At 43.6% G+C, this 21215-nt stretch carries 29 protein-coding genes and 2 pseudogenes; 6 read left to right on the top strand and 25 right to left on the bottom strand.

Annotation, left to right across the window (positions count from 1 at the left end; all coding sequences use genetic code 11):
• Nucleotides 1-43: 43 nt before the first annotated feature.
• The 7 genes and pseudogenes from mreD to SYN7509_RS31410 all read right to left on the bottom strand — a co-directional run bounded on the left by mreD (nt 44) and on the right by SYN7509_RS31410 (nt 4735).
• Nucleotides 44-646, bottom strand: a complete 603-nt coding sequence (gene mreD / locus SYN7509_RS0218245) for a rod shape-determining protein MreD (RefSeq protein ID WP_227501510.1) — start codon at nt 644-646, stop codon at nt 44-46.
• Between the two features lie 6 nt (nt 647-652).
• Nucleotides 653-1399 carry a rod shape-determining protein MreC gene (gene mreC / locus SYN7509_RS0218240; RefSeq protein WP_009631624.1) on the bottom strand — a complete coding sequence of 249 codons (747 nt, stop codon included), beginning with the start codon at nt 1397-1399 and terminating at the stop codon, nt 653-655.
• 12 nt (nt 1400-1411) lie between these two features.
• Complete coding sequence (locus SYN7509_RS0218235) at nt 1412-2461, bottom strand: rod shape-determining protein (RefSeq protein ID WP_255327317.1); 1050 nt, start codon at nt 2459-2461, stop codon at nt 1412-1414.
• Between the two features lie 166 nt (nt 2462-2627).
• The gene (locus SYN7509_RS0218230; protein WP_009631622.1) at nt 2628-3257 is read right to left on the bottom strand and encodes a tyrosine-type recombinase/integrase; all 630 of its coding nucleotides are present in this window, start codon (nt 3255-3257) and stop codon (nt 2628-2630) included.
• 150 nt (nt 3258-3407) lie between these two features.
• Nucleotides 3408-4331: pseudogene (locus tag SYN7509_RS26360) on the bottom strand (ISKra4 family transposase); the annotation flags it as partial.
• Nucleotides 4285-4545: a plasmid pRiA4b ORF-3 family protein gene (locus tag SYN7509_RS31415; protein ID WP_038021017.1), complete on the bottom strand. Its 261-nt coding sequence runs from the start codon at nt 4543-4545 to the stop codon at nt 4285-4287. The gene SYN7509_RS31415 and the pseudogene SYN7509_RS26360, both read right to left, overlap by 47 nt.
• Before the next feature lies 1 nt (nt 4546).
• Nucleotides 4547-4735, bottom strand: a complete 189-nt coding sequence (locus tag SYN7509_RS31410; protein ID WP_192819841.1) for an IS1096 element passenger TnpR family protein — start codon at nt 4733-4735, stop codon at nt 4547-4549.
• Nucleotides 4736-4765: 30 nt separating this feature from the next.
• On the opposite strand from SYN7509_RS31410, the gene SYN7509_RS29830 reads away from it, so the two are divergent.
• Both SYN7509_RS29830 and SYN7509_RS0218215 read left to right on the top strand, forming a co-directional pair.
• The gene (locus SYN7509_RS29830) at nt 4766-5041 is read left to right on the top strand and encodes a hypothetical protein (RefSeq protein ID WP_192819840.1); all 276 of its coding nucleotides are present in this window, start codon (nt 4766-4768) and stop codon (nt 5039-5041) included.
• Between the two features lie 132 nt (nt 5042-5173).
• The gene (locus SYN7509_RS0218215) at nt 5174-6130 is read left to right on the top strand and encodes a tyrosine-type recombinase/integrase (RefSeq protein WP_009631619.1); all 957 of its coding nucleotides are present in this window, start codon (nt 5174-5176) and stop codon (nt 6128-6130) included.
• 22 nt (nt 6131-6152) lie between these two features.
• Here SYN7509_RS0218215 and SYN7509_RS0218210 read toward each other — a convergent pair whose 3' ends face one another.
• Genes SYN7509_RS0218210 through SYN7509_RS0218200 form a run of 3 tightly spaced genes read right to left on the bottom strand, consistent with a single transcriptional unit; the run spans nt 6153 to nt 7642 of the window.
• Nucleotides 6153-6968, bottom strand: coding sequence for a tyrosine-type recombinase/integrase (locus tag SYN7509_RS0218210; RefSeq protein ID WP_009631618.1), 816 nt, complete (start codon nt 6966-6968; stop codon nt 6153-6155).
• Nucleotides 6969-6975: 7 nt separating this feature from the next.
• A complete protein-coding gene (locus SYN7509_RS26345) occupies nt 6976-7407 on the bottom strand; it encodes a PIN domain-containing protein (protein ID WP_009631617.1) in 432 nt (143 codons plus the stop codon).
• On the bottom strand, nt 7394-7642 hold the full coding sequence (locus tag SYN7509_RS0218200; protein ID WP_009631616.1) for an AbrB/MazE/SpoVT family DNA-binding domain-containing protein: 249 nt from the start codon (nt 7640-7642) through the stop codon (nt 7394-7396). Before SYN7509_RS0218200 ends, SYN7509_RS26345 begins: the two co-directional genes overlap by 14 nt.
• A gap of 168 nt (nt 7643-7810) precedes the next feature.
• On the opposite strand from SYN7509_RS0218200, the gene SYN7509_RS31405 reads away from it, so the two are divergent.
• The 3 genes from SYN7509_RS31405 (at nt 7811) to SYN7509_RS0218185 (ending at nt 9980) form a co-directional block, all read left to right on the top strand.
• Complete coding sequence (locus SYN7509_RS31405) at nt 7811-7942, top strand: hypothetical protein (RefSeq protein ID WP_255327316.1); 132 nt, start codon at nt 7811-7813, stop codon at nt 7940-7942.
• A gap of 358 nt (nt 7943-8300) precedes the next feature.
• Nucleotides 8301-8705: a reverse transcriptase N-terminal domain-containing protein gene (locus tag SYN7509_RS0218190; RefSeq protein ID WP_009631615.1), complete on the top strand. Its 405-nt coding sequence runs from the start codon at nt 8301-8303 to the stop codon at nt 8703-8705.
• A gap of 318 nt (nt 8706-9023) precedes the next feature.
• On the top strand, nt 9024-9980 hold the full coding sequence (locus SYN7509_RS0218185; RefSeq protein ID WP_009631614.1) for a hypothetical protein: 957 nt from the start codon (nt 9024-9026) through the stop codon (nt 9978-9980).
• 75 nt (nt 9981-10055) lie between these two features.
• Here SYN7509_RS0218185 and SYN7509_RS26340 read toward each other — a convergent pair whose 3' ends face one another.
• From SYN7509_RS26340 to SYN7509_RS0218175, 4 genes and pseudogenes are all read right to left on the bottom strand, one after another.
• Entirely contained in the window at nt 10056-11225 is a 1170-nt protein-coding gene (locus SYN7509_RS26340) for a recombinase zinc ribbon domain-containing protein (RefSeq protein WP_255327330.1), read from the bottom strand.
• Nucleotides 11211-11516, bottom strand: a pseudogene (locus tag SYN7509_RS31400) (recombinase family protein); the annotation flags it as partial. The gene SYN7509_RS26340 and the pseudogene SYN7509_RS31400, both read right to left, overlap by 15 nt.
• 21 nt (nt 11517-11537) lie before the next feature.
• A complete protein-coding gene (locus SYN7509_RS30755; RefSeq protein ID WP_009631612.1) occupies nt 11538-12134 on the bottom strand; it encodes a recombinase family protein in 597 nt (198 codons plus the stop codon).
• A gap of 11 nt (nt 12135-12145) precedes the next feature.
• Nucleotides 12146-12586, bottom strand: coding sequence for a hypothetical protein (locus SYN7509_RS0218175; RefSeq protein WP_009631611.1), 441 nt, complete (start codon nt 12584-12586; stop codon nt 12146-12148).
• Nucleotides 12587-12603: 17 nt separating this feature from the next.
• Here SYN7509_RS0218175 and SYN7509_RS26335 point away from each other — a divergent pair, with 17 nt between their 5' ends.
• Nucleotides 12604-13788: a group II intron reverse transcriptase gene (locus tag SYN7509_RS26335; protein WP_009631610.1), complete on the top strand. Its 1185-nt coding sequence runs from the start codon at nt 12604-12606 to the stop codon at nt 13786-13788.
• 286 nt (nt 13789-14074) lie between these two features.
• Here SYN7509_RS26335 and SYN7509_RS0218165 read toward each other — a convergent pair whose 3' ends face one another.
• From SYN7509_RS0218165 to SYN7509_RS0218120, 11 genes are all read right to left on the bottom strand, one after another.
• On the bottom strand, nt 14075-14308 hold the full coding sequence (locus SYN7509_RS0218165) for an EF-hand domain-containing protein (RefSeq protein ID WP_009631609.1): 234 nt from the start codon (nt 14306-14308) through the stop codon (nt 14075-14077).
• 125 nt (nt 14309-14433) lie between these two features.
• Nucleotides 14434-14652, bottom strand: coding sequence for a hypothetical protein (locus tag SYN7509_RS26330; RefSeq protein ID WP_038021015.1), 219 nt, complete (start codon nt 14650-14652; stop codon nt 14434-14436).
• Nucleotides 14653-14743: 91 nt separating this feature from the next.
• Nucleotides 14744-14893 carry a hypothetical protein gene (locus tag SYN7509_RS28725; RefSeq protein ID WP_009631607.1) on the bottom strand — a complete coding sequence of 50 codons (150 nt, stop codon included), beginning with the start codon at nt 14891-14893 and terminating at the stop codon, nt 14744-14746.
• Between the two features lie 132 nt (nt 14894-15025).
• Complete coding sequence (locus SYN7509_RS0218155; RefSeq protein ID WP_009631605.1) at nt 15026-15313, bottom strand: MSMEG_0570 family nitrogen starvation response protein; 288 nt, start codon at nt 15311-15313, stop codon at nt 15026-15028.
• 8 nt (nt 15314-15321) lie between these two features.
• A complete protein-coding gene (locus SYN7509_RS0218150) occupies nt 15322-16272 on the bottom strand; it encodes a sll0787 family AIR synthase-like protein (protein ID WP_009631604.1) in 951 nt (316 codons plus the stop codon).
• A complete protein-coding gene (locus tag SYN7509_RS0218145) occupies nt 16272-16769 on the bottom strand; it encodes an MSMEG_0567/Sll0786 family nitrogen starvation N-acetyltransferase (protein ID WP_038021013.1) in 498 nt (165 codons plus the stop codon). The genes SYN7509_RS0218150 and SYN7509_RS0218145 overlap by 1 nt, the downstream gene beginning before the upstream one ends.
• A 7-nt stretch (nt 16770-16776) precedes the next feature.
• Complete coding sequence (locus tag SYN7509_RS0218140; protein ID WP_009631602.1) at nt 16777-17850, bottom strand: MSMEG_0568 family radical SAM protein; 1074 nt, start codon at nt 17848-17850, stop codon at nt 16777-16779.
• Nucleotides 17847-18263 (bottom strand): nuclear transport factor 2 family protein, encoded by a 417-nt coding sequence (locus SYN7509_RS0218135; protein WP_009631601.1) that lies wholly within the window; start codon nt 18261-18263, stop codon nt 17847-17849. The genes SYN7509_RS0218140 and SYN7509_RS0218135 overlap by 4 nt, the downstream gene beginning before the upstream one ends.
• Nucleotides 18264-18273: 10 nt before the next feature.
• Entirely contained in the window at nt 18274-19254 is a 981-nt protein-coding gene (locus SYN7509_RS26325; protein WP_009631600.1) for a Nit6803 family nitrilase, read from the bottom strand.
• Between the two features lie 2 nt (nt 19255-19256).
• On the bottom strand, nt 19257-19739 hold the full coding sequence (locus tag SYN7509_RS0218125; protein WP_009631599.1) for an MSMEG_0572/Sll0783 family nitrogen starvation response protein: 483 nt from the start codon (nt 19737-19739) through the stop codon (nt 19257-19259).
• 164 nt (nt 19740-19903) lie between these two features.
• Entirely contained in the window at nt 19904-21145 is a 1242-nt protein-coding gene (locus SYN7509_RS0218120) for an MSMEG_0569 family flavin-dependent oxidoreductase (RefSeq protein ID WP_009631598.1), read from the bottom strand.
• Between the last annotated feature and the right edge of the window lie 70 nt (nt 21146-21215).

The following is a 21215-nucleotide window of genomic DNA, read 5'->3' as shown; positions in this document are numbered from 1 at the left end:
TTTAATTCTGGGCAACATTATAAAGGCGATCGCCAATATCTACCTAAATCGATGAACTAGGATTTGGCGGCGGATTTTGCCACCAGCGATTAAGAGGATAATAAACCACTGGGGCCCAAAGACTACTAACGATCGCACTCGATAAAGCTGTTTGCTGGTGATAAATCCATTGGTAAGCTAAATTCAGCCTTAATTTATCTATAGCTTCAGTAATATTTAGCGTCGAGGCAGGAAAAGCAAATTGCACCGCCATGATCATTTCTGCCAGTATAGTCATGCCAAAAACAATTAAAGCAATAGAAATAAAATCTTCTTGCAAGTAGCGCGTTTTGTGCAACCGTGCCGTCAAAATGCCCACAACTACCAAGCTCCAAGTATGAGTAGGGGTTGGGTAAGTCATGCCATCTAGCAACCAGCCTAAAGCTATACCTGCAAGCAAACCTGCTCCCATTGAGCGTTTGACACTCCAACACACCACCCAAATTAATAGCCAGTTGGGAGCGATCCCTAATAATTCTACGCCTGGTAAGCGCAGGGGTAAAAGGAATAAACAGATAGCTAAAGAGCCAACAATCACTGTCCAGTTCAACAAATAGGTGGGAATTAAGCCTTTTGGCAAAATTTGGCGCAAAAACTTTTTCCTCAAAATTAATTATTTATTTTCCTGACTGCCAGGTTTTGCGTACACAAAAACCCATTCTAAATAATTTAACGGTGAAGTCAGAGCGATCGCTGCTTCCGGGGCAGGGCTTTTGGTTAAATTAATTGTTTCCACTCTCCCTACTGGTATACCCGCCGGAAATATTTGACTATAAGGCGAAGTAGCCACAAAATCGCCAGGGCGAACATCGGGGACTTTATCAAAAAATTGCATGATTGCCCTAGTTGAAGATTGCCCTCTAAGCAAACCCGTATATCGACTACGGCTGATAGTTACCCCAACTTGGCTTGTCACATCGCTAACTAACAAAACGCGGCTAGTATTTGGAGTAACGCTACTTACTCTACCGACCAAACCGCCGGGAGCCGTAACAACAAAGTTTACTCGGATACCTGCACTGCTACCGCGCCCTAAAGTTACTTGTTGCCACCACAAATCCGCACTGCGTCCAATAACTGGCGCAACAATCATTTGCGGTTTTTTTTGCGTGGCTCGATAGTCTAGTAACTCTTTTAGCTGTTGATTTTGACGCTCTTGTTCTACTAGCCGCCCTAGTAATTCGATGCTGCGGGCATCGTTCAACTTTTCCACTTGAATTGGATCTTGAAAGGGGCGAGTAATTATATTAGTTACTTCGCTAATGGCAGCACCCTGAGTTTGGCGTATTATCCAAGCCCCAACTAATGCCAAACAAGTACCGATCAATTGCCACCTATTTTTATCCCACCATCGACGCATTGCATACACAGGTTACTGATGTTGGGAACGCCCGCTAAATACTCGTTCCATTTGATTAAAGTTCTCTAATACTTTCCCTGTACCTAAAACTACACAGTTTAAAGGTTCATCAGCTATGTGGGTAATGATGCCTGTTTCATGACTAATCAATGTATTTATGCCGCGCAATAAAGCTCCACCTCCTGCCAGCATAATACCGCGATCGACAATATCGGCGGCAAGTTCGGGCGGGGTTCTCTCTAAGGTGCGCTTTACTGCCTCAATAATTACAAGTAGTGGTTCTGACATACTTTCCCGAATTTCTGGCCCTTTAATTGTGACTGTTCGTGGCAATCCTGAAAGTAAATGCAATCCTCTTACTTCCATCACCGCATCATCATCATTACGGGTAGGATAAGCCGAGCCAATCCGAATTTTGACTTCTTCGGCGGTGCGTTCGCCAATAATCATATTGTGAATTTTTTTCATGTAGTGGATAATTGCCTCATTTAGCTCATCTCCAGCCACTCGCACCGATTCACTTTCCACTGTTCCGTTATAACTTAGCACGGCAATTTCTGTCGTCCCGCCGCCGATATCTATAATCATGTTGCCAATGGGTTCGGTTACGGGCAATCCCGCCCCAATGGCTGCTGCTAATGGCTCATCGACGACGTGAACTTCTCTTGCTCCCGCCCGCAGAGCTGCATTCATCAAGGCTTGTTGTTCTACGCCCGTAACGCCGCTAGGAATGCCAACGACAATGCGTGGGTTAACAGTTCTGCCGCCATTGGCTCGTTGGATAAAATGCTTGAGCATTAATTCGGCAGTATCAAAGTCAGCAATTACGCCATTGCGTAAGGGACGACTTACAACGACGCTACCGGGAGTTCTGCCTAACATTTTTTTGGCATCTTCTCCTACAGCTAGGGTTTGTTTGTCTTTGGAATCGATGGCAATTACTGACGGCTCTTGCAAAACAATACCTTTACCAGATACAAAAACGAGGGTATTGGCAGTACCGAGATCGATACCCATGTCCCTAGATAAAGAAGACTGATTAAAAAAACCAAAAAGACCCACGTATCTTGCTACCCTAAAGTTTAATAAGTTCACATTAGAGGATTTTATCGGTTTTCCCAATAAAAAACCGAGCATTTTTTCTGAAGATTGCTCTTTGCTGTTTCCCCAGTTCAAGGAGAGCGATTTTTTTCGGGGGAGATAGACAATAAGATTCACGATACTACAGTCAACTATCCCACAGCCCTTGAAACTTGGTAGAAGCAAGTTCGGTATAACGCACTGTGTGTTGAATATTGTTATGCCCCAGATAGCTCTGAATTGTCCGAGTATCAATACCTCGGTTCGCCAAATAATAACCCGTGCCGTGCCGCAGCATATGGGCATGAACGGGCGGTAAAGCAGCCAACTCTCCAGCCCGCTCGACAATGCCACCAACCGTATCATGAGCTAACGGCCCAAATCGCGAAGACTGAAAAACATAGGGACTAGCAGGATAATCTCGTTGTAGCTTGCGAAGTGACCGAATCTCGTCACCATATAGCGGTTGCACCGAAGAAGTTCCCTTTTTAACTCGCTTGACGTAAATCGTCCCTCCATTAAAATCTATCTGTGTCCATTGCAATGCTGATGCTTCAGCTACACGCAATCCATGACGATAAATTAGCAAAATTAAAGTTGAATCTCGGTGAGCATGACGACCCTTGCCTTTTTTAACTGCCGATCGCATCGCTTCAATTTCTGCCAATAATAAATATTCTCTAGTTCTAACTTCTGAATATTTGCGAGAATTAGGAGATTTAGAAGCTCGCTTTTCGGTTTTACCAACTTTCGATAGTGGGACGGTTGCTAATGTCATGACTCAACTCCCCAAAAACTGAGAGTATCCACTCCAATTTTACCAACTTATGCTCCAAAGTTGGTAAATATCTAGACACACACTAACAACCTTTGTTGAATAAATATTCACAGATTGAAAAGTCAATCGAAGCCCATTTAATCCTGATTTTTATGAGGCTATGGCCCTTGTCTCGGCTAGGCAATCTCCCGTTCTCAAACCAGGATACCATTGCTGAAATTTACTGCGGAAATCTTCATTCAAAACTGATAATCTAACTTGCAGTAAAAGATGGGCACCTTTGGGAGTCCAGCGCCTCTGCTGTTTCTTGACAAACCGCTTGGTAATAACTTGATTGACCGTCGATTCTACGAAGCCAGTTGCAATTGCTTCACCATTGCGCCACCGTTCTCCATAATTAGGAATATAACCACTGTTGTTAGAAATATATGTTTCAAACTCCCGCACCATTTTAAATAGTTTTTTCACTTCTGGGCGATCGTTGCCATCAAAAATCTCGACTTCAAGATCATCAATAAGGCTTTCGATGAGTTGTGAAGCTCTAAAGATGTTGCCATGCCACAAATACCATTTAATTTGTTCTAATTTTTTAGTTAGCTCTAATTCATTATCTTGTTTTTTAAGTCCTTTGGCTGTCTGACTCATTACAGTGAGTCGCATCGTAATGTGAAACCAATCCAGCAAGTATTCAGCATTTGGGGTAAGGGCAAATTGGAGTTGGCGGAGCTTATCATCACCATCTGACATGAATGTCACTTGTTGATTCATCTGCATTCCTTGAGATTTCAAAACCTCAAAGATCCGCCGATGGGGTTTGGTGTCGTAGCCATGAACTCCCCCGAACCGCTTGGATGTACCATCAGCTTTGACACTCTTGCCTACAATGGCTTCAAAGTTACTTTTGTCGCGTAATTTGGGTTTAGTAGAGCGAAGATATCCTCCATCCATTCCCACAACTAGAGGTAAGTTGGGTATCGGCAATTTCTCCCATTCTCGCTGACAACCTTCGATATATCCTCCTTTTTCTTCACCCAATTCTTCTTCTAAACGTTGACCGCAAGAGTGTAACCTGTTCTACGATGTAACCGACCCAATATGCCTGTTTTTTTGCCATGAACTGCCACGCGCCACCACAGTCTTCTGGAGGGCAAGCACATTGGCCACTAATACACACTGGCTCTAAGTTATTTGATTTGGAGGTAAGTATTTTCTCGACTCGAATTTGATGCTGCCAATAGTCGCCGAAGTCATATTCGTATAAAAACCGCTCTTTTACACGCCAGCCCAAGTCAGCTAGTTTGACTTAGGCTGGGATCGTCAGAGAATGAAATACCACCGATTTGAGCGATGCCGTAATCTTTCTTGTGGATGACAAAGCGATGCAAATGGGAGTCTGTCCAGCCCATTACGATCTGGATGATGTAGTGCAGATCGGCGATCGTGTTGTCGCTGCGAACTTTAATACGTCGCCAAATCATGGGACTGATGCCTAGGATGAAAATTTTGAGTTGGTAAACGGTTACTTGCTCAGAGTCGGACATAGAGACATTTTACCGCATTTCGGGTCTTTCATCTCCCCCAAAAATAATCGCTCTCTCCAAGTTAACGGTCAAGTATTTATCGGGTTTGATAGCGTCACTCTAAATAGAAGAATGTTGTGTGTCGTCGATAACAAGCCTGTAGCTCAAAGTAAGCTGGCGGTGGTTTTGGGGCAGCCTCTATTGATGAGTGCGGACGGTTCTGTAACTAGAGGAAGTAACCAAGCTGTTTTGATTGGTAAGTAAAGTAAAGTTCGATAGTGTTGCTGAGGCTTTAGGCAGTTTTAGATATCTGTCAGCACCGCAGTAAAAAGATTGACGATTAGTTGCTTTACTTTGTGAGAAAATAGCTCTTGAGAAGGTAAGTTTTCAAGAGTAATGCGCCTGTTGTCCGCCAATGAAATCGTTACGCTCAAGCTCACTGAGCCTGTCCCTTTAAGCAATCATCCTGCCGCCGTTTACCTCGGCTCGTTAACGCTGGGATCGGAGCGGGCAATGCGTTCGGCGTTAAATCAAATTGCCTCATTATTGACGGCGGGAGAATGTGATGCTATGACTTTAGACTGGTCGAAACTTCGCTATCGTCATACGGCAGCAGTTCGTACGGCTCTGAAACAAAAATTAGCTGCTACTACAGTAAACAGAATGCTGGTAGCTTTGCGGCGAGTGTTATTAGAAGCTTACCAATTGGATTTAATCGAGATGACCCATTACAATAAAGCGATCGCCTTACCGTCGCTAAAAACCTCCCTTGGCTTGCGCGGTCGAGCTTTAACAAGTGAAGAAATTAGTGCATTGATTGCTAGTTGCTTTGTTAACCCTAAGCCCATAGATTTACGAGATGCGGCAGTAATTGCGATTTTGCGAACGGGCGGAATCAGACGGCAAGAATTGGCACGTTTAGTATTAGCTGACCTTGACCGCACGAGTGGCTCAATTGTTGTGCAGCGCGGAAAAGGAGAAAAGCGGCGCATTGTTTATCTGACCGCCGAAGCTCTTGAGATTGTAGAGGATTGGCTAAAAATTAGGGGTAACGAACCAGGGGCATTAATTTGTCCCGTCAACAAAGGAGGTAGAGCCGAAAAGCGGCATTTCGCTGAGGATGGAGATGGTATTTACAAGCTTGTGAAAGAACGAGCGCTAAAAGCAGGGGTTGAGCAATTTTCTCCTCACGACTTCCGGCGCACCTTTTGCTCAAACTTGTTCGATGCTAATACAGATACATTCACTGTGCAGCAGTTGGCTGGTCATGCGTCTCCAGCTACTACCGCTAAGTATGACCGCCGAGGAGAGGAAACTAAGCGTCAAGCTGTACAGGGATTGAAGTTAAAGTAGCTACAGTTCTAATACAAAGCTTTTAAGAATAGGTGCTTCTAATAGACTTAAATGTTTTCGGCAAAGTTTTCAAACGCCAGTAGGCGGGGGTTAGCCAGTAGTTATCGAAAATTTCTGATAAATGGGGAGATAATAAATAAGCGCCCAAAAGATAGTCGATAACATTTTCATCGCTGCTAATGCCAGCAAAAGCTTTAATCTGCTCAAAAGCAAGTAAAAAAGTTTCCTCACGTTTGCGTTCAATTGCCCTATACTCAATTTGTGCAGAGGCAGTCATTGCAGAGGATGTAGCGTAATAATTCCACAGCAGGCAGCATTCATGCAGCGACAAGTTGGCTCTTTGAAGCAATAGAGCAGCGCGATAATATAGCCCGGAGCGGCGAAGCATATAGGGATGGACGGGAAGGGGTAAACCAGCTTGCTTGCCAGCTTGGTGAACGATGTGGTGTAAAGAGCGATCGCTTAGGCGTTGTTTTCTCTCGCTCTCTAATATCCAGTCAGTTTTACTAAGTTGTATTAATTCCTGCAAAATCTCAATTTCCGCAGGACACAAAGGTTGTTGGTTGACTACAACTTGCGGCTGGAGGCGGAGGGACTTAGATCGATTACGAACAATGAGCAGAGTATGGGCAGTAAAATTGAGGTCGCACCAGCGCAGCCAGCAGATTTCCGATGGTTGTAGCGCTTGACAGAACAGGAGCATAATTAGAGCTTGGTTGCGAGTCGGGGCGCGGGAATGGATGCTTGCAGCGATCAGGGCATCAACTTCATGAAGGTAGAGGAATTGGCGATCCCGGCGGTTTGAAAAAGGGAGTTTGCGTGGGGGAAGCTTGGTCATAAAGGAATCAACTTTTTACCCGGTCGCTATCTATTGTATTGTCGGAAATGCGTGGATACTGAAAACCTTTTTCACCAATTAGCTTACGGTCAAAGGAATAAGTAGTAGAACACTCAGCTTGATGAGCGATTGCGCCAATTAAGTAATCAGAGAAATCGGCTTTTCCCACTTTCATGCGCTGTAAAGCTTGATAGACGGCGGATCGGTTCTCAAACTCCATCACCGGAGTGGCAAGCATGGCTTCCAGAACGCCAGAAATTTGTGGACGAGTAAATTGGTAAGGTTTACCTTGAAGTACCCAAACCAACTCACAAAGAACAATATTAGAGAGAAAGCACAATTGCCCCTCTGCTTCAATTAGCGCGGCGGCTAATTGCCACTGCTCTAGGTCATCAGCAGTCACGTAACGCACTAAAATATTGGTATCAAGTGCAATCACAAGCACCCTGAGCGATCGCTAATTCCATATCTTCTTCAATAGTTGCGGCAGCCAGACCCGGACGGCGTAGCATTCCAGACAATGCTGTAACTGATACAGTGAGGGGAATTATCTTAACAGTCCCGTTCTCATCAATTACAAAGTCAATTTTGCTGCCAATTTCTAACTTTAAGTAGTCTCGAATCTCTTTGGGAATAGTGACTTGACCTTTACTGGTAATAGTAGCGCTTTTCATTAACGTAATGCCTTACTATAGTTCCTTACTTAATTGTAAGGTGAAAGGTAATTAAAGAAAAGAGTGCGATTCGTTGAATGCTGAATCACGGTAAACAACCCGTACATAAGCATTCCAGCCTGACAGCAGATTACTGTCATTATAGGTTGAACTTCTCGATTGATGTAGGTGAAAGCCCTACCTGCCAAACTCAGGCATGACTCCTTATCTGCCCGCGCCGAACCGACTCGGAGTACCTTCGGGGAAATCGGTAGAGCGGAGCCGGGGACAGGGCGCAATCAGACAGCCGTTACGGGCTGACACTGGCGCTAACAGGGAGTTCCTATTGATGAAACAGATTCTAGAAAAGCAACCCATTTAATGGCAGGACGTAAACCAGGGAACCCTGGAAGGTAGCAATACCTAGCCTGACCACGCCAGAGATTAGTATCCCGTCGCGTCTTTCTTTTAACAGCGACAAGAGTGTGGGGTTCTGGCGGTTGAATTGAATCCATCTAAGGGAACGATCAATCAAACGAGAGGAACGAATAAAAACAGTCTGTTAGGTCTGGGGCTTCGTAACCCTAGTAGGCTAGACGAGAAGCGGAATCCCGCAGACTGGGTAGGATGACCCGTAATTGGGTCAAGGTTCAAAGAACACACTTTTCTGGAGCAGAGCATGGTTAGACACAGCGACAACGCTAGTGAACTTTGGAAGAATCTCCCCTGGAAGAAATTTCGGAGGGATTTATTCCGCTTGCAAAAACGAGTGTGGAAAGCAGTGAATGTTGGAGACAAGCGCAAAGCGAAGTATCTACAAAAACTTATCTTGAAGTCAAAGGCTGCAAGATTTCTGGCTATACGCCAAGTAACTCAGTTGAACGCTGGTAAGAAAACGGCGGGGGTTGACGGCAAAGCATCCCTCACATTTGAGGAACGCTTCACCTTAAGTCAGAATCTTAGGGAAAATGTTAACACATGGAAGCACAATAAGCTACATGAAATCCCCATCCCTAAAAAGGATGGAACAATGCGGATGCTAAAAGTTCCGACGGTGTATTCATATTGCACTTCGATTCAATGAAGTTTAGGGATATTTTCTTATCTATGATTATTCTCCACTGAATGCGCTGCGATTGGGTAGAGATTTGACCACAAGCAAACGATTTCTACGGCGATGTACGCCTACGTGCAAAACAAAGCAATCAGAAATAGATGTGAAAGTAGCACGGAAAAAAGTGAGCTACGAGTGAATCACAAATGGTGTAATTTAGAACATTTTCTTTCCTAGGCACACATTTTTGTCAACAAGCGAACATGAAAAAAGGAGTAAAGAGTGAGCTATAGGTGAGCTATAAATGGGGTAGGCTAGAGTTGTATCAAGTGTGGAAATCTACAAACTATGGCAACAAAAAATCCCCGTATAGCAGCCTACCCGCCACTCCAAGTCTATGAACGACTGGTTGAATTTAAGCACTCTCAAGGATTAAAGTCAGATTCTGCCGCTATTGTGGCAATCCTTGAGACTTACCTAGGTGGTAGCATACCTAATGTGCTACCAAGTGAGCTATCAGGCACACCAAAGCGGATTGAGGATTTAGAGGTGAAGGTGAGCAGTCTGGTTTCTGATGTAGCAGCACTCAAGCAGGCAATGAGTCAGGATACTTTTCTTTCTTCTGGTGAGGATCTATTGCCAAAGAAATATCTGCATCAGCCTGACAACTGTGAGGCATTAAGTGAGCCACAAAAAAAATCACCTAACACAACCTTTGATTTGACAAACGAGTCTGTAGCAATGTCCGTGAGTACATCTAAAAGTGAGCTACAAACAACTGGAGCAGATGGTGACACTCAATTAGTGAAGTCATCTGTTTATGAAACCGACTCCACCAACAGTAAGCTATCAAATGAGCCACTACCAGTCAAGCCAACTACCGAATCTATCTTAAACTACCTACCAGTTCAGGAAAGCACGCTGCCCCATAGTGAATTACCAAGTGAACTGCTGGATGACTCGTTGAAGCAAATCATCAGTGAGCCAGTTTATGACTCACTTGATGGTTTACCACTGAGCGCAGAAAATAATCATCCCAAAGTATCATCGCTCAATAGTAAGCCACTTGGCGACTTACCTTATAGCTCACTAGATAAATCCGAAAGTAAAAATTCCCAACAAGTACCACTTCACCTCACTGGTGCTGCTTTAGCAAGAAGATTAAATGTTTCTCCCAGCACCCTTCGTCATAAGAAAAATGCTCCCAATTTTGGGCAATGGACTTCTCTTCATGATCCCGATGGAATTGCTTGGCATTTTAATGGTGAAAAATTTATTGAAAAGCCTTCCCCCGATAGACAATAAAACCCCTTGAGTACAAAATTACTCAAAGGGGTTAACGATTCAAACTATTGTTTTCGGCTGACTATCAAACTGGTATTATTCAGATTTAACTGGTACGCGGCGGATTTTTTCACGTAAAGTCTCTAAAACTTCGGGTGTGACTATGTACCACCAAGGACTTTTAGGAGTTTCTTGAAATGCCTGAATAATTCCTTTGTCTCGCCAGTAATAGACAGTATGAATTCCAACACCAAGTTTAAGAGCCAGGGCACTGGTGGAATAGTAACCTTCTGGACTAACCCCTAAGTGTGCTACTTGTGGGTTACTTAAAGGCTTTTCAATCCCAAACTTCCAACGAATCCAGGCGACACCTTTTTTCGTAAAAGCACGCCCAGTACCACCCACTAAACCTCGGCGATTGAGTTCATGAGCAATTTCGCTATCAGTTCGACCTACAGCTAATTCTTCAATGAGTTGAATGACCCCGTTGGGTGTTCGGAATTTTTCTGCATTTGTTGGGCGTGTCGCAATCAACTCACTTGTAACTCCTGTATGCCAAAGTATTTGGACACGAGTGGAACGAGAGGGAGCATCAATTGGGGTGATAACAACTTGTTTTACTAACAGCCCTAGTATTTCTTTACGCTCAAGGTTCGTAGTAGTACTGGCGTGCCAAAGTGTGGGAATATCATTGGCTAACTGTAAAATTTGTTGCCGTTGCACTGCTGTTAATTCCAGCCGTTGTACTTGGCGGGCTTTTTGGTATGCTTCTTCTAACTCTGCTAACTGTTGTAATTTTTCATTCCATCGCCTTTCTAGTGTACGGGCTACTAAACGATTTTCTGGCTCGGTTGCATCATATTGTCGAAAAGCTCTTTCAGCTTCGTAACGTACCCTTTCCAGTCGCAGTTGCCATGTTTTATCTGCCTCATCGGCAATATTTTCAAGTTCAGATAGGACAGCAAGGGAAATGTCTAGTTGCTCGTCCGTAAAAGCTGACAGCACATGGACGGAAACGGCTGTATCAATGGCTGCTCCCGCAACGCTCCAGCAAGCACCGACGCTACCATCTTGTTTTCGAGCTTGGGTACATTCGTAAGCTGCTCTACAACCACCAGTACCGTGGTAGCGAGGACTCATACGACGACCGCATTTACCGCAAATTACTAAACCTTGGAGGAGAGCAAAGCCCTCTCTAGGTGTACCTGGACATCCATCTGATAAAGAAATTGGGCAATTGTGTCTGAGTCGCTCACAATTAGACAAATATTCTGGCCAACTAATGTAAGCCTCATGAGCGTTGTGGATGATTACTTTCCATTCTTCTTGGGGTAATTGTTTGATTTTAACCTTCTTTATTTGCCCTTCCTCAATTACATTAAAACTGCGTCGTCTACCATATACGTAGGTTCCGGTGTAAGTTGGGTTGTGCAGTAGGGCAGTTATACGACTAAGGTTGGCTGGTCCCCAATGAAGTGTACCAATATCCCCAGGTCGCCAACGTCTTCTTGGGAAAGGAATTTGGTTTACACAAAAGTAGCGCATCACCTTAAATGCTGTTCTAAGTTCGCGGAACTTTTAAAAGGCTAACTGTATTGCGGCAACTACCCCTTCATCTGGGTCTAACACCAATTTCCCTTCTGGGTTGTAGACATAGCCAGTAGGTGGAGAACAGCGTAATTCTCCTTTTTTAGCTTTATTGAGTTTGGCTCCTTGTAACCGTAAGCGCATACCATGTAGTTCCGTGTGGCTCCAAGTTCCCTTAAACCCCAGTATCACTCGGTCATTAAAATCATTTGGGTCGTAAATCCCATCGTGGTCAATTACCAAGGTGTCTGTAAGGGCACAGATATCTAAAAGTTTATGCCAATCTGCTTGGGAACGAGAAAATCTTGAGGCTTCCAGAGCTAACACAGCCCCCACCTCTCCTAAACCAACAGCAGCCATTAGTCGATGAAAATCCTCTCGTCCCGTTGTGCTTTGACCACTTTTACCAAGGTCGCTATCCAATATGGTTATTTGGCTCTTGTCCCAACCCAAGGTTAATGCACGGTCAGCTAGGGCATATTGTCTCTCAGTACTTTCACGGTGAAATTCTACCTGCTTGGGTGTTGACTGTCTTAAATACACAACAGCGCGGCGTTCCAGATGGGTTGAACTAATTTTATTATTCATCTGGTTTACTCCTAGTTATCGCTTTCTCTGTCTGTTGAGTGGAGAGTATTTTGTCCACTAACCGTGCTGTTAGCTTTATGAGGCGACTTAGCCTTTCTTCGTTTTTGGGTTGAGCGGTTGCTAGTAGATGCTTTTTTCTCATTTTTTTTCTTGGGTTCGACTTCAATATCATCAAGAACACAAGAAGATTCGGACGTTATAATTTGCGCTCGCCGAGCTACCCATTCGCTTAATCGCAGTAATTTCTCAGGTAAAAACTTCCCGACTGTTTGGACTGTGAAAGCTTGCTGTGTCCATAGATCGGTTTCCGTTGCTGGTAGAGACAAAAATCCCCCAAAAGGACTCTCTACAGTTACTTTAGTCTCTTGACCAACTTTACGAATTTGCTGTATTACAACACACTGACCACATAACGGGTGGATGGGATTGATGATAGTGACACAACTTCCCAAAAGTGACTTGAAATTATGTGCAGTCTTACTGTACTGTTCCCACTATCGCGGATAGGTGCTGGCAATGTCTAGCAAAACACGCTTTAGAACCCGCCCACGAAGCAACCTTCCACGCTAGGAGCTACGGATTCAGGACAGGACGCTCGGCTCATGATGCCCAGAAGATTTTGTTCCTTAATCTAAGCTCTAACGCCAAAGGAATAGATAAGCGAGTCATAGAACTAGATATCGAAAAATGTTTCGACCGGATTAACCACTCATCCATCATGGATAAACTCATTGCCCCTCTAGGCATTAAGACAGGAATTTTTCGCTGCCTTAAATCAGGAGTCAATCCAGGGTTTCCCGAACAAGGAACGCCACAGGGCGGGGTCGTTAGCCCATTACTAGCTAATATTGCTCTCAACGGGATTGAGGAATTACACCGAAGCGTCCGATACGCGGACGATATGGTATACATTCTAAAACCCGAAGATGATGCAAACCAAATACTTGTACGAATCAGTCAATTTTTAGCAGAACGAGGATTAAAGGTAAGCGAAAAGAAAACCAAGCTAACCGCTACGACCGATGGGTTTAATTTCCTCGGCTGGCACTTTAAAGTGCAGAGTAACGGAAAGTTTAGATGTGTTCCCTCAGTGGATAATTTCAAAGCTTTTCGTAAGAAAGCAAAACACATCGTCAACAACAGTAACTATGGTGCTACCGAAAAGGCTACAAGATTAGCCCCGGTAGTTAGGGGTTGGAGATATTACCACCGCTTTTGTAAGATGGACGGGTCTAGAAACTCGTTATATTTCATCAAAACAAGAGCGAAGAAGGTGTTCAATAAGGAAACTAAACAGAATCGCTACACTAGCAAAACATTGCTAGATAAAGCTTTTTCAGTAGTCCCTTACTCCGAAAACAAATTCGTTAACGTCAAAGGAAATAAATCACCTTTTGACGGCGATTTGACCTATTGGAGCGAACGTAACAGTAAGCTCTACGACGGTGTAACCCCTAAAGTCCTAAAACGACAAAACCATTCATGTGCCAGATGTGGATTAAAGATGACATCCGAGGAGCGAGTTCACTTGCACCATAAAGATGAAAACCACCACAACTGGGACTACAAGAATCTGGAAGCCTTACATGAGAGTTGTCATGATTATCTTCACATGAGCAAAAGGCACAGCCTAATTGAATCGGGAGCCGGATGAGGCGAAAGTTTCACGTCCGGATCTAACAGGGAGGGGCGCTGGATAATACCAGCCCTCGACCCTAACACTTTGTTAATTGATAACCTAAAAATCCCTTGCATCCCAATAAAACTCTCCCTGCCCGTCCTATTGATAAAGCGTAGGCGAATGCAAGAGCCAAGCTCTAAACCTCTACTAGGGGCATATTCAATGCTTGCGCTCAATTGCCATGACTTAGAAATTTTTTATCCCTCGAAGCGTGAGCTAGAGAGGGATTTTAGGCATTGGGTATTGGTTTTTTTGACTACTAGGTTAAATTATTTGCATTTTTAACTGCTTGCTTTAATTCTTCAAAGGTAATACTACCGTCTTCGCCCGAAGCATACCGTGATAGTAACTCCTGGGGGCTACTGATACCAGTTTCTGATGAGATGATGGCACTTAAGCCAGGACTTAAAAAAAGCTCATTAATGGAAACTTTGCCATCTTTGTCGCCATCTAAAGTATCAAAAAGGGATTGAAGCTCTTGCTCGGTTGCCATAAATTTTTTATTTTAATTAGTTTTGCAATTTAATATCTCATTAATAGCTCACTGATTAAACAAACTTATAACCAAAGACGTAGAAACGGGTATCGCTGGGGCTTAGATCGTCGAGTGTATTTGTATTAATTGTTAATCCAAAAATCCCGCGCATCCCGATAAAAATCCCCTGTACACTCCCACTGATAAGGCGTAGGCGAATGCAGCAACCCTAGCCAAACTTTTACTAAGGGCATACCTAACGCTTGCTGTAGTTGCTGCAAAGAAACCTTCTTACCGCGATGCTGCTCAATCCATTGAGCGATCACATTGTGCCACAACGGAATATTCTCTTTTTCCGCCAAATCCTGTACGCTTTCCTCATGGTAACTCTAGCTTAACAAGCGAAATCCTGTGCCACTTCGCGGTCTAATACTGATACGATTGAACCTGTATTTAATGAATTGAAGTTTCCATATCTTCAAGAGTCACGGCAGGCATATCGGGACTGTATAGTATCCCAGCCGATGATGTAACTGGTACAGTAAGGAGAATTACTTTGACTATGCTGTTTCCATCAATTACAAAGTCAATTTTGTCGCTCATCTCCAATTTTAAGTAGTCTCGAGTCTCTTTGAGAACAGTGACTTGCTCCTTCTTCGTTGCTGGTAATAGTCACGCTGTTCATTATTATCCTTACTTTCATTGTGGGGTGAAAAGTAATTAACTAAGGAAAATTTATTCAATAAACTGGATGAATCGGACTTTTGGCGCTAACAAATCTTTGTATTTGGTAGAATTAGCTTCAATTTCTGCTATTTGTCCTAAAGCTAAACCACAAGGTCGCCCGTACTTGGCTTGAACGCGATCGCTGGCAATAAGTAAAGCGGTACGACTACGGGATACAAAATCATCTAAATCGTAGTCGGTGTTAGGCGTAAAGTATTTCTTGATAACGGAAGATGGCGAATAACAAAGAGATTTCGTACCGTCTGACCATTGAACTTGAAAACGAACTTCTGGCATAGGATTATTTATGGGGGAGAAAAGCCCGTTAATGGTTGATTAGATAAATCCCAAAATACAACCGATTCGGTAGTTGAAGTTAGAACGAGTTTTTGGTCTTGTTGCACTTCTCCCACAACTTCACAGATTAAATTTTGATTGTGAAAACAAGATTTTACCGCCGCTACATTATCAGGACGAATGCTAAGTAAAAAGCCGTAACTGGGAAAACTAAGCAACCAACGCTCTAATGGTAGTTCTTGGGGACAAGGAATTGCATCTAGATTCAACACTGCGCCACAGTTAGAAGTTTCTAGCAACATTAATAACGTACCAATAATTCCCCCCATGCTGATATCTTTACCCGCATCACATAGTCCAGTTTCAGCTAAATGGGGTAAAAGGGCTAAATTCTGGCGTAGCTGAACGGGATTTGCTGTAGTTGCCGCATTCCAAAAGTTATGCTGAGGGTGAGATGTCCCTTGGAAATCCACAGCTACTAATAACAAGTCGCCTTGTTGTGCTTTGAAACTAGAAATTAATTGCTTTGCTCGTCCTAAAATAGCTACAGAAAGGGCATTGTAAGGGCTGTGGCAATTGGTATGACCGCCAACAATGGGGACGTTGTAAGCTTCTGAAGCTGCCTTCATACCTGCCCAAAGAGCATCATTATTTAGGCGATCGCTCCACAAAGTATCCACTACGGCGATCGGGTTTCCGCCCATTGCATAGATATCGCTAACATTTACCATAATTGCCGACCAGCCAGCAAACCAAGGATCGGTATCAACTAGCAAAGGTAACATTCCTTCGGCGGCTAAAAGTAAATATCCATCGCCGTCAAGAATCGCCGCACAATCATCGCCTAGCAAGATTTGAGTGCGATAGCCAATATTTAAGGCTTGGGATGCTGTTTGAATGTCTTGCTTTTGTAAAATGCTGAGAGATTGATTTAGACGCGCTGCAAGGGACGATAACATTAAGAGGCAACGGTTGAATGAAGGTTAAACGGACGAATTTCAGTGCTGGGGGGATAAAAATTGAGATCGGCGCTCATTAAATGATGAGCGCGATCGCAAATAGTCATTTCTTCAATTGATTCCCAGTGTAGCCGCCCAAAAAAACGCACGTTTTGTAACTGTACGGTAGCTAAAAACTGCTGACATCCCCAAGTATTAGCGGTAGTAACAGCTTTATAAATTAGTCCTTTGCCAATTTGCCAACCTTTGCGATAGTCTTGATGCGTCCCTAATCTACCGCCGTACCAAACCCCCGGTTGAACTTCGTAAATTCGCACTACGCCGACTATTTGGTTATTTGGGGTAATTGCCACAATGGGATAAGCAATTTTATCTATTTCATCGCGATCATCTCCCTCAAATAGCTGCTGTTCTTCAGCAAAGATAGCGCGACGCAAAGCAAAATAATCGTTAATATGCTGGGGTGATGTGGCAATAATAAATTTGTATAGTGACATAACTTGTTTATTTCCCTTCAAAATTGGCAAGAGCAGAACAAGCCCCACATTTAGCGCATCCGGCTTTGATATCTGTTGATGACATCCCCGAACGTTGTAATAATTCCCCTACTTCTTGGTAAAGGGCAAACATCCATTCACTTCTAGGGGTGGGATGGTGGGCTAAAGGAGTTCCGGTAATTGGCACAAAAGGGACGATAAAAGGATATACGCCAATTTGAATTAGGCGATCGCTCATTTCTACGAGCGATTTTAAACTATCTCCCAAACCTGCTAATAAATAGGTGCTTACTTGTCCCCAACCAAATACTTTAACGGCGGCGGTAAATGCTTGGAAGTAATAATCTACACTAACTGTAGCTTTCCCCGGCATAATATTTGCTCTAACTTTATCCTCAACGGCTTCTAGGTGCATTCCTAAACTATCGATTCCCGCTTCTTTCATGCGTTCAAACCAGATAAAATCGTCAGGAGGTTCGCATTGAGCTTGAATTGGGATATTTACTTTAGCTTTAATAGCCTTAGCGCATTGAGTCAGGTAGGCTGCACCGCGATCGCTCGTACTGGGTGTTCCGGTCGTCATTACCATGTGCTTTACTCCATCTAACCGCACGGCGGCTTCGGCAACTTCGGCTAATTGAGAAGGGGTTTTTCGGGCGATCGTTCTCCCGGCGGCTAAAGACTGCCCGATCGCGCAAAACTGACAAGATGTTGCTGTATCTCCATAACGGATACAAGTTTGCAAAACCGTTGTAGCTAATACATCCTTGCTGTGTAATAAGGCAATTTGTTTGTAAGGAATCCCGTCAGAAGTCGTTAAACTATAAAACTTTGGTTCTGAGGGGAAAGCAACCGTGCTAATATCTTCTCCATTTAATTGCAATTTTTGCTCTTTAACCGTGTAAGGCGAAGAAGCTGCGGGACTGTTAAATATCGGAATCATTACTGTTGTATCGCCTACAGTTACAGCTTTATGATCCGAAGGTCCCGCGCCTCCAATGCGTCCCGCCGCGCCAATTTCGGCGTTGGCTAGTTTCAAACCCGCAGACTGAAGTTCTACAATCAACTGTTGTTTATTCATACGCGAAACTTTCTTTCAAATTCAAGAATTGAAACATCGTTAATACTGGCGTATCGCCTTTGCATCAAACCGTTGGGCGCAAACTCCCATTGTTCGTTGCCATAGGAGCGATACCAGTTATCCGCCGTGTCATGCCATTCATACTCAAAACGGACAGATATGCGATTATCGGTAAAACTCCAAAGTTCTTTTTTGAGGCGATAGTCTAACTCTTTTGCCCATTTGCGTTGTAAAAAAGCTGCGATCGCCTCTCGTCCACTAAAAAACTCGTCCCGATTGCGCCATTGGGAATCTTCGGTATAAGCTAAGGCAACTTTTTGAGGGTTACGAGTGTTCCAGGCATCTTCCGCCGCTTGAACTTTGATTAATGCTGTTTCTAAAGTAAAAGGCGGTAAAGGCGGTTTAGTTTCCATTTTTTAGGCTTCACTCCTTCAGAATTGGGTAAGTTTCTACAAGGGTGTGAAACTCCTGGCTTAAAGGTTTCATAACGGTTTGCTCGTTGGTATTTACTTGCAATTGCAGCAATTCTGGGCGGGAGTAATGACCTACACTGTCCATCATTCGCTTGCGTTTGGTAATTAGGGAAAAATCAAGATCGGCGATCGCCATTCCTTCCCCTTCAGTAATTGGCGCACACAAATGATTACCTTCCGGGCTAATAATGGCAGTATTGCAACCCCCACTCAAAACCTTTTGCAATTTCTCATCGGTAGTAATTTGGGCAACTTGTTCTTTGGATAGCCAACCTGTCGCATTGACAACAAAACAGCCAGATTCTAAAGCGTGATGGCGAATTGTTACTTCAATTTGGTCAGTAAAAATCTGTCCAACTAAAGAACCTGGAAACTGAGCGCAATGGATTTGTTCGTGCTGCGCCATCAAAGCAAATCGCGCCAAGGGGTTGTAATGTTCCCAACAAGCCAAAGCCCCCAACTTGCCAACGGCGCTATCTACAACCTTTAAACCCGCACCGTCTCCCTGTCCCCATACCATCCGCTCGTGATAGGTAGGGGTAATTTTGCGCCGCTTGAGTAACAAAGTCCCATCGGCATCAAAAATTAGTTGAGTATTATATAGAGAACCTCGATCGCGTTCGTTTACTCCCAATACCACCACAATGTTATAAGTACGGGCGGCTTGACTCACCGCATCAGTTACCGCACCCGGTACAGTTACCGCTTCTTCGTACAGTTTCAGATGTTCTTTACCCATGAGTACCGGGGGCTGTACAAAGGAAAAATAAGGGTAATAGGGAATGAAAGTTTCAGGAAAAACTACTAATTGAGCGCCAGATTGGGCAGCATTGGCGATCGCTTTCAATACTTTTTCTGTAGTCCCATCCCGACTATACAACACTGGGCTTATTTGGACGGCGGCGGCTCTAATTGGGCGCGAATAATCCATATTTACAGTGTCCAGGTATCGAGAATAAAGGCGTTATCTTTGCGATGCATCAAAATTAGATCGAGGACATCAAGAGGATTAATTGGACGAATCCCTGGAATTAAAGAAGGTTCGCCATGTCCGTAGAGTGCTTGCAGTGCAAAGCGACAGGCGTATACTTTGCCACCTTCTGACATAAATTTAGTAATTTGGTTATTAAAGTTTTGCTGACCGGGGAATGGTTCATCACCAAGCTTAGGAAAGCCGCGTTGAATTCCGAGTGTTACGCCTGGCCCGTAGAGTAAAACTGCTGTTTCAAAACCTTTACGCTGCAAACGGGTAGCTTGAAGCAAGTTTACAAAACCAATCGAACCTTCAAAGGCGACAGTATGAAAGGTAACTAAGGCTTTTTCTCCGGGTTCAGCTTTGACATCGGGAAATACTTTTTCTTCGTAATCGACAAAAAAGTCACCAGTTTGGTGTGCGGGTGTTGTAACTTCAGGCATAATGTTCTCCTTTGCAAAACTGTTTATCGTTTTGCTAGATTAAGTGCTACCGGAATAAGGGTTTTGTATTTATAAATACGAAAGTTTTAGGTCTAACAATAAAGCTAGTTGCGATGGCTTTGGTTACTAAACTTCTCTCTATACCTATTGATTTAGATAGGTACTTAACGAACAGACTGCAAAATATTTTGATTAGCTGCAATGCGATCGCTCAAATAACCCGCATCTCTTGCTATTCCCGAAAATCTACCCGATCCCCAAGTATATAACCAAGGCAAACCGAGAAAATACAAGCCTTTATGAGCCGTTACACCGCGATCGTGTTGGGGATAGCCTTTATCGTCAAATACCGGGATTTCTATCCAACTAAAATCGGAATGATAACCCGTACACCAAATAACCGCGCCAATATTTGCTTGTTGGTAATCAAGTAAAGGTTTCGCCTTTTCAGGCTGCCAAACTGGTTGATAGTCCGGTTCTACAGGTGCTTGAATCTGGTTAGAGTCAATAAATTTATCAATGTTTTTTTTGATATTTTCCGCCACCGCATCCGCGCCATCTAAATTTTGCTGCAAATTGTCTCGAAAGTGTAGATAAGGACTTGTAACGTCATGCAAAGATCCATACAATTGCATTCCTTCTAAAGCAAATTGGCGCAAGTCAATCTCTCTCCCGCCATCGCGTCCGGTTACATAATGGTTAGTTTTGGCGCGAACTTGCTCTTTTTGCGGATGTTTGTCAACGGGTAAATCGTAGTGACCCATTTTATCTAACCATTCCACGACATCTTTACCGCGATATCTGCGTGGTGATCTAGGAGCGCTACCAACACACAAATGTACTTTTTTCCCTTCAAGATGCAAATCTTCGGCAATTTGACAGCCAGATTGTCCAGTCCCTACAACTAATACAGTATCGGGTAAAGATTGGGGATTTTTATATTCAGAAGAATGTAATTGCAGGATAGATTTATCGAGATTTTGGGCTACTGGGGGGATTTTGGGGCGATGATAGCTACCAGATGCGATCGCAACATTATCTGCTGTATATTCGCCAATGGTAGTAGTTACAGCAAATTCACCTTGAAAACTCCGCACTTTTAACACTTCTACGCCTTCTCTAATTGGTGGCGCAAAAGAAGCGGCATAATCTTCAATGTATTGAACAATTTGGTCTTTTTGCATAAACCCTTCTGGTTCATCGCCAAAGTAGTGATAACCAGGTAACTTACATTGCCAATTGGGAGTCACCAAGCAAAAAGAATCCCAACGTTTAGAACGCCAGGAGTAGCCAATGGTATTTTTTTCAAAGACAATATGCTCAAAGCCTTTTTCCTTCAAGCAGTAACTTAGAGATAATCCCGCTTGACCGCCGCCCACAATAACTATAGGATAATGATTTTTCATAACTACTCTTTGCTCCAGCAATGTACTGTCAGATTAAGTGCTGGCTGAGTAAGTCTTTTGTAGCTCTCAA

Source organism: Synechocystis sp. PCC 7509 (assembly GCF_000332075.2).
Taxonomy (GTDB): domain Bacteria; phylum Cyanobacteriota; class Cyanobacteriia; order Cyanobacteriales; family Chroococcidiopsidaceae; genus Aliterella.
This window is presented reverse-complemented; position numbering and strand designations above follow the sequence as displayed.